This window comes from Pseudomonas sp. GW822-FHT02E03 (genome assembly GCF_058802325.1).
In genome coordinates, this window is the sequence record NZ_JBXAOA010000014.1 from 86,349 (window position 1) to 101,297 (window position 14,949).

Annotated in this window: 14 protein-coding genes; 13 read left to right on the forward strand and 1 reads right to left on the reverse strand. The window is 61.6% G+C overall.

What is annotated here, in order from left to right; genetic code table 11:
* The first annotated feature begins 31 nt into the window (after positions 1–31).
* From AC1RQB_RS13225 to AC1RQB_RS13235, 3 genes are all read left to right on the forward strand, one after another.
* Positions 32–2,155, forward strand: coding sequence for a TonB-dependent receptor (locus AC1RQB_RS13225; RefSeq protein ID WP_063340373.1), 2,124 nt, complete (start codon positions 32–34; stop codon positions 2,153–2,155).
* 311 nt (positions 2,156–2,466) lie between these two features.
* A complete protein-coding gene (locus tag AC1RQB_RS13230) occupies positions 2,467–2,730 on the forward strand; it encodes a PepSY domain-containing protein (protein WP_007900892.1) in 264 nt (87 codons plus the stop codon).
* Positions 2,731–2,737: 7 nt separating this feature from the next.
* A complete protein-coding gene (locus AC1RQB_RS13235) occupies positions 2,738–3,265 on the forward strand; it encodes a cytochrome b/b6 domain-containing protein (RefSeq protein WP_008074694.1) in 528 nt (175 codons plus the stop codon).
* Between the two features lie 63 nt (positions 3,266–3,328).
* Here AC1RQB_RS13235 and AC1RQB_RS13240 read toward each other — a convergent pair whose 3' ends face one another.
* Positions 3,329–5,005: an MFS transporter gene (locus AC1RQB_RS13240; protein WP_063340374.1), complete on the reverse strand. Its 1,677-nt coding sequence runs from the start codon at positions 5,003–5,005 to the stop codon at positions 3,329–3,331.
* Positions 5,006–5,358: 353 nt separating this feature from the next.
* Between AC1RQB_RS13240 and AC1RQB_RS13245 the strand changes: the two genes are divergently transcribed.
* The 10 genes from AC1RQB_RS13245 (at position 5,359) to AC1RQB_RS13290 (ending at position 14,945) form a co-directional block, all read left to right on the forward strand.
* A complete protein-coding gene (locus tag AC1RQB_RS13245) occupies positions 5,359–6,030 on the forward strand; it encodes a GntR family transcriptional regulator (protein WP_007900901.1) in 672 nt (223 codons plus the stop codon).
* Positions 6,031–6,136: 106 nt separating this feature from the next.
* A complete protein-coding gene (locus tag AC1RQB_RS13250; RefSeq protein WP_063340375.1) occupies positions 6,137–7,069 on the forward strand; it encodes a 4-hydroxyproline epimerase in 933 nt (310 codons plus the stop codon).
* Entirely contained in the window at positions 7,066–8,181 is a 1,116-nt protein-coding gene (locus tag AC1RQB_RS13255; RefSeq protein ID WP_063340376.1) for an NAD(P)/FAD-dependent oxidoreductase, read from the forward strand. Before AC1RQB_RS13250 ends, AC1RQB_RS13255 begins: the two co-directional genes overlap by 4 nt.
* Positions 8,174–8,410: a (2Fe-2S)-binding protein gene (locus tag AC1RQB_RS13260; protein ID WP_063340377.1), complete on the forward strand. Its 237-nt coding sequence runs from the start codon at positions 8,174–8,176 to the stop codon at positions 8,408–8,410. The genes AC1RQB_RS13255 and AC1RQB_RS13260 overlap by 8 nt, the downstream gene beginning before the upstream one ends.
* On the forward strand, positions 8,407–9,663 hold the full coding sequence (locus AC1RQB_RS13265) for an NAD(P)/FAD-dependent oxidoreductase (RefSeq protein WP_063340378.1): 1,257 nt from the start codon (positions 8,407–8,409) through the stop codon (positions 9,661–9,663). Before AC1RQB_RS13260 ends, AC1RQB_RS13265 begins: the two co-directional genes overlap by 4 nt.
* A gap of 71 nt (positions 9,664–9,734) precedes the next feature.
* Positions 9,735–10,484 carry an AraC family transcriptional regulator gene (locus AC1RQB_RS13270; protein WP_063340379.1) on the forward strand — a complete coding sequence of 250 codons (750 nt, stop codon included), beginning with the start codon at positions 9,735–9,737 and terminating at the stop codon, positions 10,482–10,484.
* Positions 10,485–10,946: 462 nt separating this feature from the next.
* A complete protein-coding gene (locus AC1RQB_RS13275; RefSeq protein ID WP_063340381.1) occupies positions 10,947–11,306 on the forward strand; it encodes a DUF6124 family protein in 360 nt (119 codons plus the stop codon).
* A 373-nt stretch (positions 11,307–11,679) separates the two neighbouring features.
* A complete protein-coding gene (locus tag AC1RQB_RS13280) occupies positions 11,680–12,498 on the forward strand; it encodes an ABC transporter substrate-binding protein (protein ID WP_007903735.1) in 819 nt (272 codons plus the stop codon).
* 10 nt (positions 12,499–12,508) lie between these two features.
* Entirely contained in the window at positions 12,509–14,287 is a 1,779-nt protein-coding gene (lhpI, locus tag AC1RQB_RS13285; RefSeq protein ID WP_063340382.1) for a cis-3-hydroxy-L-proline dehydratase, read from the forward strand.
* A complete protein-coding gene (locus AC1RQB_RS13290) occupies positions 14,280–14,945 on the forward strand; it encodes an amino acid ABC transporter permease (protein WP_063340383.1) in 666 nt (221 codons plus the stop codon). The genes lhpI and AC1RQB_RS13290 overlap by 8 nt, the downstream gene beginning before the upstream one ends.
* Positions 14,946–14,949 lie beyond the last annotated feature (4 nt).

Here is a 14,949-nt window from a genome sequence, read left to right on the forward strand (position 1 = left end):
ATCATTAGCGCAATAATTAAAAAAGGAGCTCATGGTGGCTTTACCGCGCATTTACCCGGCCTCTCTCTCACTGCTGGGGCTTTTTGCAGTACCTGATTTGCAAGCAGAAACCCAATCGGCATTGGCCCTTCCTGCAACCGCTGTGACCAGTGATTACAGCGAGCAGAGCTACAAGCCGACCGACAGCCGCAGTGCGCTGAAGATCGACGCGCCGCTGCGGGATATCCCGCAAACGGTGAACGTGATCCCCCAGAGCGTGATCAAGGATCAGGGCGCACAGTCGATGGAAGACGTGTTGAAGAACGTCCCCGGCATCGGTCTTTCCAATGGTGATGGCCAGCGCGACCAAGTCACCATTCGCGGCTTCAGTGCCATCGGCGACATGTACGTCGACGGCGTTCGTGACGACGCGCTGTACTTCCGCGATCTGTCCAACGTCGAGCGCGTGGAAGTGATCAAGGGACCGGCAGCGGTGCTCTATGGCCGTGGCTCATCCGGTGGCCTGATCAATAGCATCAGCAAGAAACCCAACTTCACCCCCAAACAGGAAGTGGGAGTCAGCTTCGACAGCGAGGGTAAAAAGCGCACGCAGTTCGACGCTGGCTGGGCCGATCAGCAGCAAAACGACAAGGCATTCCGGGTGACCGGTGCGCTGGAGAACAGCGACACCTTCCGCGATGACGGTTATATCGATCGCAAGGCCATTGCGCCTTCGGCCTACTTCAAACTCTCCGACGATCTTGAGCTGAACCTGGGGGCGACGTACCTCTACGACAAACGCTTGATCGACTTCGGCATTCCCGCACGGGGCGATCGCCCGGTCGATGTCGATCGGGACAAGCGCTTCGGTTCCGCCGACCCGGATGACGATTACACTCGCAGCGAAGTGTTTTCGTTCACGGCCGGCGTCGACTACCGCATCAACGACGACTTCACCCTGAGCAACACCAGCCGCTACTACCACTACGATCTGGATCGCAACAACACACTCGCCGACTCCAGCCCGACCCGTTTCGTCACCGCCCCCAACGGCGAATTGCTGGTCAAACTCAATCGCGGCAACGTGCAGCGCAAGGAAGACGGCTGGTTCAACCAGACCGAACTGAAGCAACAGGCCACGCTGGCCGGGATGAACCACAACCTGCTCTATGGCGTGGAACTGGGACGTCAGGTCAAGGACCAATCCGTCTTTAGCCAGAGCAACGTGGCGCGGGTTCCGGTGTACCGCGATGGCTTGGTCGACGTGCCGTTCCAGGCCAACCGACAAACCGCCAAGGGCACCACTACCCAGGACACGGCCGGTTTCTACGTCCAGGATCTGATTGAACTGACCCCGCAATGGAAAGCACTGTTGGGCGTGCGCTATGACGTATTCGATCAGGAGTATTCGGATGACCTGACGGGTGCCTCAATGTCCCGAACCGACAACACCTGGAGCCCGCGCGCAGGCCTGGTCTATCAGCCTGATCAGGTTCAGTCCTACTACATTTCGGTAAGTCGCTCTTATCAACCCTCCTCCGAAGTCTTCGCCCTGAGCACTACCAACCAGGGCCTTGAACCGGAGCAAACCACCAACTTCGAGATCGGCGGCAAGTGGGACCTGCTCGACAATCGCCTGGCGTTGACGGCGGCGCTGTTCCGGCTGGAACGCACCAACATGAAAACGACCGATCCGGCGAACCCGACCAAGCTGGTCCTGTCGGGCGAGCAGCGCACCGACGGTCTTGAACTGACCGCCAGCGGGCAGTTGAGTGACAAGTGGCAGGTCTATGCCGGCTATGCCTATCTGGACGCCGAGATCACCAAGTCCAACAACCGAACCAATGGCGTCGCCAACGAAGGCCAGACACCAACGTTGACCCCGCGTCACAGCGCCAACCTCTGGCTGGTGCGCTCGCTGACCAACACCTGGCGCGTGGGCATGGGGGCGAACTATGTCGATGACCGTTATACCGCCCTGGATAACCGGGTGGTCATGCCCGCTTACACCACCGTCGACGCGGCGTTGCTCTACAACTTGCCGAAATGGGACATGGCGCTGCGCTTGCGCAACGTCTTCGACAAGGACTATTACGCCTCGGCCCATGGCTCGGTGGACCTGATCACCCCCGGAGCACCACGGACTCTGGAGCTGAGCACCAACTACCGGTTCTGAGTGGAAACCTGAAATCCAGTACCGCAATGCCGGTCAGTTAAGATGCAAAACCTGTGGGAGCGGGCTTGCCCGCGAAGACGGTGGCACAGTCAACATTGATGTCGCCTGACACACCGCTTTCGCGGGCAAGCCCACTCCCACAGGGATTTGCGTCTTAACTGATTAGAATTACACGCCCTGCATTCCAGGGCGTTTGTTTGCAACCCGCAACACAGTGACAACGATTCAAAGCTCGACTAACCTTCAGCGCGCACAAAGTGATTGAGAATCTCTCGCGTTATCGGACAACAACAATATTTAGAGGAAAACCCATGCGTAAACTTCTGTTGCTCTCGCTTCTTGCCGCCTCCCCCTTGGCTTTCGCCGGGACTCAATGCACCACAGCCGACAAGGCCCAATGGCAGGACCAGGCCAAGTTTCAGGAAGATCTCAAGGCCAAGGGCTACAACATCAAGAAGTTCAAAGTCACGAGCGGCAATTGCTACGAGATCTACGGCTGGGACAAAGACAAGCGCAAAGTCGAGATCTACTTTGACCCGGTCACTGGCAAAGTCGTGAAAGAAGAAATCGAATAGGCCCCCTGTGAAAGCTGAAACCCTGCGCCTCTGGGACCCGCTCGTACGTATTTGCCACTGGTCCCTGGCGGTTGTCTTCATCAGCGACTACTTCCTCAATGAGGAAGGAGACGGCTGGCATCGCTGGCTCGGCTATTACGCCGTAGCTGTCGTGCTGGTGCGCGTGGTGTGGGGGTTCATCGGCCCGCCATCGGCGCGTTGGTCAGACTTCTGGCCGACGCCGACGCGGGTCGTTCAGCATGGCCGGGCGCTGTTTTCCGGCAAGGGCTATCACCGCATGGGGCATTCGCCCATCGGTGCACTGGTGATGGTCCTCATGCTGCTGTTGATGACCGGTCTGGGTATCAGCGGTTTCTTGATGGAAGAAGTGGACTATTTCTGGGGCGAAGACTGGCTACGTGATGTTCACGAGTTTATGGCCAATGCACTGCTCGCATTGGTTTGTGTGCATATCGTCGCAGCGTTGGTGGAAAGCCTGCGTTTGCGTGAAAACCTGCCTCTGTCGATGATCACTGGCCATCGTCGTAAGCGCTAACGCTCAAAGCTTCCTGATACCGCACATTGCCCTCCCCCTTGCGGGAGAGGGCGGGTGCCAATCTTATGTGTGATGAATTTCCCGATCCTTGGTTTCCGGCAGGAAGAACGTGCCAAGAATGGCCGTCATCACGGCGATGACGATCGGGTACCACAGCCCGTAGTAGATATCCCCCGTGGCCGCGACCATGGCGAACGCCACCGTGGGCAGAAAGCCGCCGAACCAGCCATTGCCGATGTGGTACGGCAGCGACATCGAGGTGTAGCGAATGCGCGCCGGGAAGAGTTCCACCAGCCAGGCGGCGATCGGGCCGTAGACCATGGTGACGTAGATCACCAGGATGGTCAGGAGCAGCAGCACCATCGGATAGTTGGTCTTGGCCGGGTCGGCCTTCTCGGGGTAACCGGCGTCCTTGAGGGCGGTGCCGAGGGTAGCGACGAAGGCATCGTTGCGGGCCTTGAAGTCGGCGGCTGGCATGCCGGTACCCTCGAAGCTCTGGATCACCTTGTCGCCGATGCGGACCTGCGCGATAGCACCTGGTTCGGCCTTCACGTTCTCATAGGGTATGGCCTTCTTCGCCAGCACAGTCTTGGCGAGGTCGCAGGAGCTGGTGAATTTGGCCTTGCCCACCGGGTCGAACTGGAACGAGCACTGGCCGGGGGCGGCGATCACAGTAACCGGGTTCTTCTCCTGCGCAGCGAACACGTCGGGGTTACCGTATTCAGTCAACGCGTGGAAGATTGGGAAATAGGTCAGCGCCGCGATTACGCAGCCGGCCATGATGATCCCTTTGCGGCCGATGCGGTCGGACAGGCTGCCGAATATGATGAAGAACGGCGTGCCGATCAGCAGCGAGCCGGCAATCAGAAAATTGGCGGTCTGCGGGTCGATCTTCAGCGTCTGCAGCAGGAAGAACAGCGCATAGAACTGCCCGGTGTACCAGACCACGGCTTGGCCGGCAGTGCCGCCGAGCAGGGCCATGATCACTATCTTGAGGTTTTCCCAGCGGGCGAAGGATTCGGTCAGTGGAGCCTTGGACGACTTGCCTTCTTCCTTCATCTTCAAGAACACCGGCGACTCGCTGAGTTGCAAGCGGATGTACACCGAGACGATCAGCAGCAGGATCGACAGCAAAAAGGGAATCCGCCAGCCCCAGGCCTCGAAGGCTTCGTTGCCGAGAATGGTTCGGCAGGCGAGGATCACCAGCAGCGAAAGAAACAGGCCGAGGGTCGCGGTGGTCTGGATCCACGAGGTGAAGTAGCCGCGCTTGCCTTTGGGCGCATGTTCGGCCACATAGGTCGCCGCCCCGCCGTACTCACCGCCCAGGGCCAGGCCTTGCAACAGGCGCAGGGTGATCAGGATGATCGGTGCCGCCACGCCGATGGTCGCATAGCCGGGCAGAAAGCCCACTACGGCAGTGGAGATACCCATGATGACAATGGTGATGAGGAACGTATGCTTGCGCCCGATCATGTCGCCCAGTCGGCCGAAGACGATGGCGCCGAAGGGCCGTACAGCGAAGCCGGCGGCGAACGCGAGCAGCGCGAAAATGAAGGACGTTGTCTCATTGACGCCGGCGAAGAAGTGCTTGGCGATGATCGCGGCGAGGGAGCCGTAAAGGTAGAAGTCGTACCACTCGAACACAGTGCCCAGGGACGAGGCGAAAATGACCTTGCGCTCCTCCCTGGTGATCCCGTGGTGGGGCGCGCTGCCTGTGGTCGTATTGTCGATTGCGGCCATGATTGTTCTCCGTCTTGCTCTTGTTATAGGCCGGAGTACCTCATTATTTTTTTACCGCACCCAGGCCCCAGGGCTGATGTCATCGGATTACGGATTACGCAAAGCATGCAAACAGGCTGACGGCCTCGCATCGCTGCAAGGTTTCCTGAAGCATAATCGGCTTCGCGCAGATATCCATTCGGCCATCCCGGCCGACGCGCTGCCGAATGACTATTCAGGTCCGTGAAATCCCACGCGAAGCGTCTGGGTGGCGCCCCGCTGATGCCTATTCTTCGAGGCGGCGATCGCCTGGAACTTCGCAGCGAAAGAATTTCGTATACCCTATCGCCATCTCACTCCAAACGACCGCTGCCGTGAACCTACCCAAACTCAACGCTCCCGACCTTGGCAATACACCTTCGACCTCGGAAATCATCACCCGTCATCTGCGGGACGCGATCGTCGCCGGGCATTTCGCCGAAGATGAGCCGATTCGCCAGGACGACATTGCCCGCCAGTTCAACGTCAGCAAGATTCCGGTGCGCGAGGCCCTCAAGCGGCTGGAGGCCGAAGGGCTGGTGATGTTCCAGCGCAATCGCGGGGCGATGGTCACGCGGGTTTCCGATGCGGAGCTGGCGCAGATGTTCGAAGTGCGGATGTTGCTGGAGGACAAGATACTGCGCCTGGCCATTCCCAACATGACCGAAGAAACCTTCGCCCGTGCCGAGCGCATCTGTCAGGAGTTCATCGGCGAGGACGACGTGGGCCGCTGGGCCGAGCTCAATTGGGAGCTGCACGCTTGCCTCTACGAGCCGGCGCAACGGCCGTTTCTGGTCAGCCTGATTCGTTCGGTCAACGATAAGCTGGAGCGCTACCTGCGCATGCAGATGAGCCTGTCGGCCGGCAAGGAACGGGCTGATCACGAGCACCGTGAGATCATCAAAGCCTGTCGTGCCGGGGATGTGGATCTGGCGGTAAAGCTGCTGGACGAGCACATTGCCGGGGTCTGCAAGACCCTGTTCGAGCACCTGCCTCACGCGCACTAGGATGCTGTGCTGATTTCGTCATCGGCACAGGATAAATCCATCAAGCCGACACCCCGCTGCACAGGCCACTCTTTCGTTCACTCATCTGAACGGACGTGGCCCTCCCATGAAACGCATCACCGTGATCGACTCCCACACCGGCGGCGAACCGACCCGTCTGGTGACCGCCGGCTTTCCTGACCTGGGCACCGGCAGCATGGCCGAACGCCGCAAGCTGCTCGCCGAACACCACGATCAATGGCGCGCCGCTTGTGTGCTGGAACCCCGTGGCAGCGACGTGCTGGTGGGTGCCCTGCTCTGCACACCTGTGGACCCGAGTGCGTGTGCCGGGGTGATTTTCTTCAACAACACCGGTTACCTGGGCATGTGCGGCCACGGCACGATTGGCCTGGTGGCGTCGTTGGCGCATCTGGGCAAGATCAGCCCCGGCGTGCATCGCATCGAGACGCCAGTGGGTACGGTGCAGGCGACCCTGCACGAAGACCATTCGGTGAGCGTGCGCAATGTGCCGGCCTACCGTTACCGCAAGGCATTGGTGTTACAGGTGCCAGATATCGGTCAGGTGGTCGGCGATATCGCCTGGGGCGGTAACTGGTTTTTCCTGATCGCCGAGCATGGCCTGCGGGTGGCCGGCGACAACCTCGACGCGCTGACCGCTTATACCTACGCCGTGCAACAGGCGCTGGAGGCCCAGGGTATACGTGGCGAAGACGGCGGGCTGATCGACCATGTCGAGCTGTTCAGTGATGACGATCACGCCGACAGCCGCAACTTCGTCCTCTGCCCCGGCAAGGCTTATGACCGCTCACCGTGCGGCACCGGCACCAGTGCCAAACTGGCGTGCCTGGCAGCGGACGACAAACTGCAACCGGGACAGATCTGGCGCCAGGCCAGTGTCATCGGCAGCGAGTTCGAAGGCTCTTACGAATGGCAGGGCGAGCGCGTTGTGCCGACCATTCGCGGCCGCGCTTTTATCAGCGCCGAAGCCAGTTTGATCATCGAACAGGATGACCCGTTCGCCTGGGGCATTCGTCCATGAACGAGGGCCTTGTGGCCGATGTGATCGTGATCGGCGCCGGCATCATCGGTGCCGCCTGTGCCCAGGCGCTGGCCCGTCGTGGTTTGCAAGTGCTGGTGCTGGACGCCGGCCTGCACGGTGCGACGGCGGCGGGCATGGGCCACCTGCTGGTGCTCGACGACAACCCGGCCGAACTGGCCCTGAGTCAATATTCCCTGCAACGCTGGCGCGAACTGGCGCCGGACTTGCCCGACGGCTGCGCCTACCGCAACAACGGCACACTGTGGCTGGCGGCCAACGCCGAGGAAATGGCGGTCGCCCATGGCAAATACTTGAACCTGAAAGCCCAGGGCGTGGCGTGCGAATTGATCAGCGCCAGTGCTTTGCGCCAGCGTGAACCGGAACTGCGCGAGGGTCTGGAAGGCGGTTTGCTGATCAATGGCGACGGCATTCTTTATGCGCCGGCGACAGCCAACTGGATGCTCGACACGCCGAACATCCGTCAGCGCCGGGCGCGGGTCAGCGCAGTCGATGGCAACCGCGTCTGCCTCGATGACGGCCGCTGGTTGAGTGCCGAAGCGGTGGTGTTGGCCAACGGTATTCAGGCCAACGAACTGTGCCCGGAGTTACCCATCGAGCCGAAAAAAGGTCACCTGCTGATTACCGACCGCTACCCCCGCACCGTCACCCATACGCTGGTGGAACTGGGTTACGTCACCAGCGCCCACAACGCCACGGGGCCGTCGACGGCCTGCAATATTCAGCCGCGCCCCACCGGGCAATTGTTCATCGGTGCCTCGCGGCAATTCGGTACCACCGACCCGCAAGTCGAAGGCTGGATGCTGGCGAAAATGCTCAAGCGCGCCACCGAGTACATGCCGGGGCTGGCTCGGCTCAACGGCATCCGCGCCTGGACCGGCTTTCGCGCCGCCAGCCCCGACGGCCTGCCGCTGGTGGGCCAGCATCCACAGCGCCAGGGCTTGTGGCTGGCGGTCGGTCATGAAGGGTTGGGGGTCACCACGGCCCCCGGCACCGCCGACTTGCTGGTGGCGCAACTGTTCGATGAAACCCCGCCACTGCCCGCTCACCCCTATTTGCCCCAGCGCTTCCTCGGAGAACCTGCCTATGCCTGAATTGCTGCTGGACGGTCGCGCCTTGAAGGTGGCCGAGGGCACCAGCGTCGCCGCTGCCCTGGCGTTGGGCAGCGACGGCTGCACGCGCACGTCGGTCAGTGGTCAGCGCCGCGCACCGTTGTGCGGCATGGGCATCTGCCAGGAATGCCGGGTGACCATCGACGGCCGGCGACGCTTGGCCTGCCAGACTTTGTGCCGAGACGGCATGCAGGTGGAGACACGCTCATGAACGAATACGCCGATCTGCTGATCATCGGTGCCGGCCCCGCTGGCATGGCCGCCGCCCTTGCCGCCGCACCCAGCGGCGCACGCATCGTCGTGCTCGACGACAACCCGCTGCCGGGCGGACAAATCTGGCGTGACGGGCCTCAAGCCAACGTGCCCGATCAGGCCCTGCGCCTGCGTGAGCGTTTGCAGTCTTGCAGCAACATCCGCCGTCACGCTGGCACCCGAGTGATCGCCAGTCCCGGTCCGAAACAACTGTTGGTCGAAGATGATGACGACGGCTGGTTGATCAGCTACGACAAACTGATTCTGTGCACCGGCGCCCGCGAGTTACTGCTGCCCTTCCCCGGCTGGACGTTGCCTGGCGTGACCGGGGCCGGTGGTTTGCAGGCGCTGGTCAAGGCCGGTGTGCCGGTGCAGGGTGAGCGTGTGGTGATCGCCGGCAGCGGCCCGCTATTACTGGCGAGTGCCGCCACCGCTAAAAAGCATGGCGCACAGGTACAACGCATCGCCGAGCAAGCCTCGCGCACCGCCGTCGCCGGTTTCGCCGCGCAACTGCCCCGCTGGCCCAACAAGCTGATGCAATCGTTCAGCTTGTTCGACCTCCATTACCGCACCGCGACTCATGTGCTGGCCGCCCTCGGCACTGACCGACTGGAAGGCGTGCGTCTGCAACAGCAAGGCAAAATCGTCGAACTGGAATGTGATCGGCTGGCCTGTGGTTTCGGTTTGATCCCGAACATTCAATTGGGCCAGGCACTGGGTTACGCCATCGAGGGTCAGGCGTTGGCGGTGGATGCCTGGCAGGCCAACAGCCGTTCCGATCATTATGCGGCGGGTGAATGCACCGGGTTTGGTGGCAGTGAACTGGCGTTGGTCGAAGGTGCAATTGCCGGCCACGCGGCGGTCGGTGACCTTGAAGCGGCCCGCCAATTATGGCCACGCCGGGCACGCTGGCAGGGTTTCGCCATAGCGCTGAATCAGGCCTTCGCCCTCGCCCCGTCACTCAAGTCCCTGGCCCAGCCCGACACCCTGGTCTGCCGCTGCGAAGACGTGCCTTACGCCGCATTGGCCGGGCACACTGACTGGCGCGAAGCCAAGCTGGCCAGTCGCTGCGGCATGGGCGCCTGTCAGGGCCGGGTGTGTGGCGGCGCGGTGCAGCACCTGTTTGGCTGGCAACCTTCGGCGCCCCGCCCACCCTTCAGCCCGGCGCGAATCGAGACCTTGATGTGCCTGGACGACACCCCGCCAGCCTGAAACCTTCTCGGGGGTTTCGGCCACGCTGCCGAGCCTCTATGATCCCGGGGTCGCCCTCAGACCCCAGCGCCATGTATCCCTCGCTCAGCACCTTCAAACCCTGCGACCTGCCAACGCTGCTGAACAGTCTGCAGCCGATTGCGCCGCTGCTCGATACCCTGGCGGACGTGGTGTTTTTCATCAAGGATTGCGATGCCCGCTACGCCTTCGTCAACCAGACTTTAGCCCGGCGTTGCGGCTTCAAACATCGCGAGGAGCTGCTGGGGCGCACCGCCGAAATGGTCTTCCCGGAACGCTTCGGCCCGCTGTACACCGAACAGGATCGACGGGTCCTGTCCAGCGGCCGCGAACTGGCCGACCAACTGGAGCTGCACCTGTATTACGGCAACCAGCCGATCTGGTGCCTGACCCACAAACTCGCCTTGCACGATGAACAGGGTCACATCGTTGGCCTGGCCGGGATCTCCCGCGACCTGCAATCTCCCCAGTCCAACCATCCCGCCTTCCAGAAACTCGCCGCCGTGGATGCACACATCCGCAGCCACTTCGCCCGCGCCATCAGCCTCGCCGAACTGACCGCCATCGCCGGCTATTCCGTGGCGCAACTGGAGCGTCACTGCAAACGGGTGTTCCAGCTCACCCCACGGCAGATGATTCACAAGGCGCGCCTGGAAGAAGGTTCGCGGCTGTTACTGCACACCGACCTGCCCATCACCGAAATCGCCCTGCGCTGCGGTTACACCGACCACAGTGCCTTCAGCCGACAGTTTCGTGCCTTGACCAGCCTGTCACCGAGCCAGTTTCGGGATAATCAGCGCTAAGGATCGTTCCCACGCGCAGCAAAGGAATGCAGCCCGGGACGCTCCGCGTCCCACTCTCTAAAGCCGAACGCAGAGCGTCCGTTGAGGCATTCCCACGCAGAGCGTGGGAAGGATCAACAGGCGATGTTTAAACGACACTTCCAGACACTCACTCAGCCTACACATCCTTGCGCCGCTGCCTACGACTACGCCAGAATCCGCCGGCTTGTACGCCAAAGGGCCGGGCTCTATCGTTTGCCTGTCGCTGAAAAACAGCGATCGGGTTTGGTAGCCCGGTTTTCTGGCGCATAGCGCAACCTAATACAGGGATTTTTTTGTCCTCTGTTTTTATGGTGGCTATGCGTAGGGCGCCCTTGGGCGCGCCGGGTTGCCAGATGACCGGTCTACCAACCTGCGTATGGCCGCCACCCATTCGTTTGGTAGCGAGGGTGATGGCTCCATTTATTATCTGGAGTTCCATCTATGTTCAAACCTACACCCAACCCACCTGAAACCGACCCAACATCCCCCTACGAATCCCTCGATTCCAAAAAACTCAACGAAGCCGCCGACCGCGCCCTCGATCACTACCTCAAACCGCCTATCCCCAAAGACACCAAGCGCAAACCCAGCACCATTTACCACGTCGGCACCGAGGTCGATAACGAAACCCTGCTGGTCAACGCCTGCGAATCCCTGGCGTCAGCCAGCATGATGCTCAGTGAGTTCGCCGGGTTGATGGACATGCCACATCGCAACATGATGTTGGGGATTCAATCGGTGGTCATGCTCGGTGAGCTGGCGGTAAACCGGGTGCTGGATAACCTCGACCCGACGGCCTGATAGTGATGATCGTTCCCACGCTCTGCGTGGGAATGCAGCCCGGGATGCTCCGCGTCCCACTCTCTAAAGCCGAACGCAGAGCGTCCGTTGAGGCATTCCCACGCGGAGCGTGGGAACGATCAGCAGGGTCCCGGTGTTCCTTAAAGGGGCGCCCCGCACAACCATTGCTCCCATCTGTAACACCTGCCGTTGCGGGCCCAAGCCCTCACGACGTCACTCCCCTCCAGTTGCGCCACCGCAACACCTCTACCTCAAGGCCTGACACTAAATTCGCGGCTCGGCCTGGAAATGGGCACGTTGATTGCTATTGTTAATATCGTATACGAAATCCCCAATACGATATCCAACAGCACTTCACATCAACGAGGCCTCTATGAAAAACCCCGCATTTGCCGTAGCCCTCAGCGCTGTTCTCAGTACCTCCTTTATCGCCACCGCCCAGGCCGACAAGCTCGACGACATTATCGGTTCGGGCAAGCTGCGTTGCGCCGTGACCCTGGACTTCCCGCCCATGGGTTTTCGCGATGCCGGCAACAACCCGGCCGGTTTCGACGTGGACTACTGCCATGACCTGGCGAAAATCCTTGGGGTCGACGCCGAAGTGGTCGAGACGCCGTTCCCGGACCGCATTCCGGCGCTGGTCTCCGGGCGGGCCGACGTGATCGTCGCCTCCACCTCCGACACCCTTGAGCGGGCCAAGACCGTCGGCCTCACCGTGCCTTACTTTGCCTTCCAGATGGTCGTACTGACCCGCGACGACACCGGCATCAATAGCTTCGATGACCTCAAGGGCAAACCCGTCGGTAACACCAGCGGCACTTATGAGGCCATCGCCCTGGAGAAAGACGTGAAGAGCTGGGGCACCGGCACCTTCCGTGCCTATCAGTCGCAAAACGACACGTTGCTTGCCGTCGCCCAAGGCCATATCGCCGCCACCGTGGTCACCAACACCGTGGCCGCCGCCACCCTCAAGTCGGGCAAATACAAAAACCTGAAAGTCGCCGGTAATGCGCCGTACGTGATCGACTACGTTTCCCTCGGTGCCAAGCGCAACGAGTATGGCCTGCTCAATTACCTCAACCTGTTCGTCAACCAGCAGGTGCGCACCGGTCGTTACAAGGAGTTGTTCGTCAAATGGGTCGGCACTGAAATTTCGCCGACCAACCTGACCGTGCCACAGGTCTACTACTAAGGTGTCCGGCATGCCTAGGCCCACTTCTCTGACCGGTCGCAGCCTGGTCGCGGGCGCCGCCGAGGGGGCCCTGCTGTTCGCCGATATCGGGTTGAGTTTCTGGGGCGGGGTCGATCCGTATAGCGGCGAGATCATTGACCGTCACCACCCGCTCAGCGGCGAATACCTGGCCGGCCGCGTCCTGGCCATCCCCAGCGGTCGCGGCTCGTGCACCGGCAGTAGCGTGTTGATGGAACTGATCAGCAACGGTCACGCACCGGCCGCACTGGTGCTGGCCGAACCCGATGAGATCCTGACCCTGGGCGTGCTCGTGGCACAGACCATTTTCGAGCGTTCCCTGCCGGTGCTGTGCATCGGCCGGGAGGCCTTCGCCGCCCTGCGCGGCAAGGCCTTCGCTCGGGTCGAGAACACAACGCTGAGCCTGTTCGAGCACCCGCCGGGCGATGCCTGGCAGGCACTCGACAGCTCATCGCAACCTGCAGAAACCGGCGCCTCGATTGAACTCACCGAACACGACCGGACGCTGCTCGGCGGCCAGTATGGCAAGGCCGCGCAGGTGGCGATGCAGATCGTCCTGCGCATGGCCGAACTGCAAGGTGCCCGCCATCTGGTGGATGTCACCCAAGCGCACATCGACGGCTGTATCTACACCGGACCGGCGAGCCTGCGTTTTGCCCAACAGTTGGTGCAATGGGGAGCAACAGTGCGGGTGCCCACCACCCTCAATTCGATTTCCGTGGACCAGCGCCGCTGGCGCGAGCTGGGTATCGACCCGACCCTCGGTGAACCGGCCAGTGCCTTGGGCGATGCCTATATGGCGATGGGTGCACAGCTGAGTTTCACCTGCGCGCCCTACCTGCTCGACAGCGCGCCGAAGGCTGGCGAGCAGATCGTCTGGGCCGAATCCAACGCGGTGGTTTACGCCAACAGCGTGCTCGGCGCACGTACCCTCAAATACCCGGACTACCTGGACATCTGCATTGCCCTGACCGGTCGCGCGCCATTGATCGGCTGCCATCTGGACGCGCAACGCAAGGCCCGACTGCAAATCGAGTTGCCTGCCTTGGGTGAACTGGACGACGCCTTCTACCCGCTGCTCGGTTACCACATCGGCGCGCTGGCGGGCAGCCGGATTCCACTGGTGCGCGGGTTGGAAAACCGCCAGCCGAGCCTGGACGACCTCAAGGCTTTCGGCGCGGCATTTGCCACCACCTCCGCCGCGCCCTTGTTCCATATCGCCGGGGTCACCCCGGAGGCCATCGACCCGGCGCATGTGCTGGAAGTGGATGGGTTTCTACCCGTGAAAAAAATCCGCCTGAACGATCTATTGGTCAGCTGGCGCGAGCTCAACAGTGCCCGCGACAACCGGGTGGATGTGGTCTCGCTGGGCAACCCGCATTTCTCCCTCAGCGAGTTCGCCCACCTCGCGCAGTTGTGCCTCGGTCGGCACAAACACCCCGACGTGGTCCTCGCCATTACCTGCGGCCGCGCCGTGCTGGAGCAGGCTCGCGACGCCGGGCACATCGCCGTGATCGAAGCTTTCGGCGCCACCCTGGTCACCGATACCTGCTGGTGCATGCTCGGCGAACCGGTGATCCCGCTGGCCGCAAAAACCTTGATGACCAACTCCGGCAAGTACGCCCATTACGCACCAGGCCTGGTGGGCCGCAAGGTGCATTTCGCCAGCATCAAAGAATGCGTCGATGCCGCCTGCAATGCCACCGCCAGCGGGCGCCTGCCGGCGTGGCTACAACCTGCCGCCCTACTGGAGAGCCCTGCGCATGTTTGATTACAGCTTCCAATGGCGCTCAGTGCTGCGCGCCCTGCCGGACATGCTTGCCGGTGCCCTGGTCACCTTCGAGACCGCGGCGCTGTCGATGATTTTCGGCGTACTGATCGCCCTGGCCCTGACCGTGATGCGCGAAAGCAAAAACCCGCTGCTGCGCGGCATCGGCAACGGCTGGGTATCGATCGCGCGCAATACCCCGTCGCTGTTCCAGATCTACGTCCTCTACTTCGGTCTCGGCTCGCTGGGCCTGCACGTCAGTTCATGGCTCGCCCTGCTGGCCGGGATCACCTTCAACAATGCCGGGTATCTGGCGGAGAACTTTCGCGGTGGCCTCAAGGCCGTACCGGACACACAAGTGCGCGCCGCACGTTCGCTGGGCATGAGCGCCTTCCAGGCCTACCGCATGATCATCGTCCCGCAGCTGCTGCGGATCGTCTTCTACCCACTGACTAATCAGATGGTCTGGGCGGTGCTGATGACGTCGCTGGGGGTGATCGTCGGGCTGAACAATGACCTGACCGGCGTGACCCAGGATTACAACGTCAAAACGTTCCGCACCTTCGAGTTCTTCGCCATCGCAGCGGTGCTGTATTACCTGATTGCCAAGGCGATCGTCGCGGCAGCCCGGCTAATGGCCTGGCGGTTGTTCCGTTACTGAGGAG

Excerpts from the sequence above, each read along its gene's own strand:
- AC1RQB_RS13225 (WP_063340373.1), top strand. The coding sequence starts at position 32 with ATGGTGGCTTTACCGCGCATTTACCCGGCCTCTCTCTCACTGCTGGGG.
- AC1RQB_RS13230 (WP_007900892.1), top strand. The coding sequence starts at position 2,467 with ATGCGTAAACTTCTGTTGCTCTCGCTTCTTGCCGCCTCCCCCTTGGCT.
- AC1RQB_RS13240 (WP_063340374.1), bottom strand. The coding sequence starts at position 5,005 with ATGGCCGCAATCGACAATACGACCACAGGCAGCGCGCCCCACCACGGG.
- AC1RQB_RS13250 (WP_063340375.1), top strand. The coding sequence starts at position 6,137 with ATGAAACGCATCACCGTGATCGACTCCCACACCGGCGGCGAACCGACC.
- AC1RQB_RS13255 (WP_063340376.1), top strand. The coding sequence starts at position 7,066 with ATGAACGAGGGCCTTGTGGCCGATGTGATCGTGATCGGCGCCGGCATC.
- AC1RQB_RS13260 (WP_063340377.1), top strand. The coding sequence starts at position 8,174 with ATGCCTGAATTGCTGCTGGACGGTCGCGCCTTGAAGGTGGCCGAGGGC.
- AC1RQB_RS13265 (WP_063340378.1), top strand. The coding sequence starts at position 8,407 with ATGAACGAATACGCCGATCTGCTGATCATCGGTGCCGGCCCCGCTGGC.
- AC1RQB_RS13270 (WP_063340379.1), top strand. The coding sequence starts at position 9,735 with ATGTATCCCTCGCTCAGCACCTTCAAACCCTGCGACCTGCCAACGCTG.
- AC1RQB_RS13275 (WP_063340381.1), top strand. The coding sequence starts at position 10,947 with ATGTTCAAACCTACACCCAACCCACCTGAAACCGACCCAACATCCCCC.
- AC1RQB_RS13280 (WP_007903735.1), top strand. The coding sequence starts at position 11,680 with ATGAAAAACCCCGCATTTGCCGTAGCCCTCAGCGCTGTTCTCAGTACC.
- lhpI (WP_063340382.1), top strand. The coding sequence starts at position 12,509 with ATGCCTAGGCCCACTTCTCTGACCGGTCGCAGCCTGGTCGCGGGCGCC.
- AC1RQB_RS13290 (WP_063340383.1), top strand. The coding sequence starts at position 14,280 with ATGTTTGATTACAGCTTCCAATGGCGCTCAGTGCTGCGCGCCCTGCCG.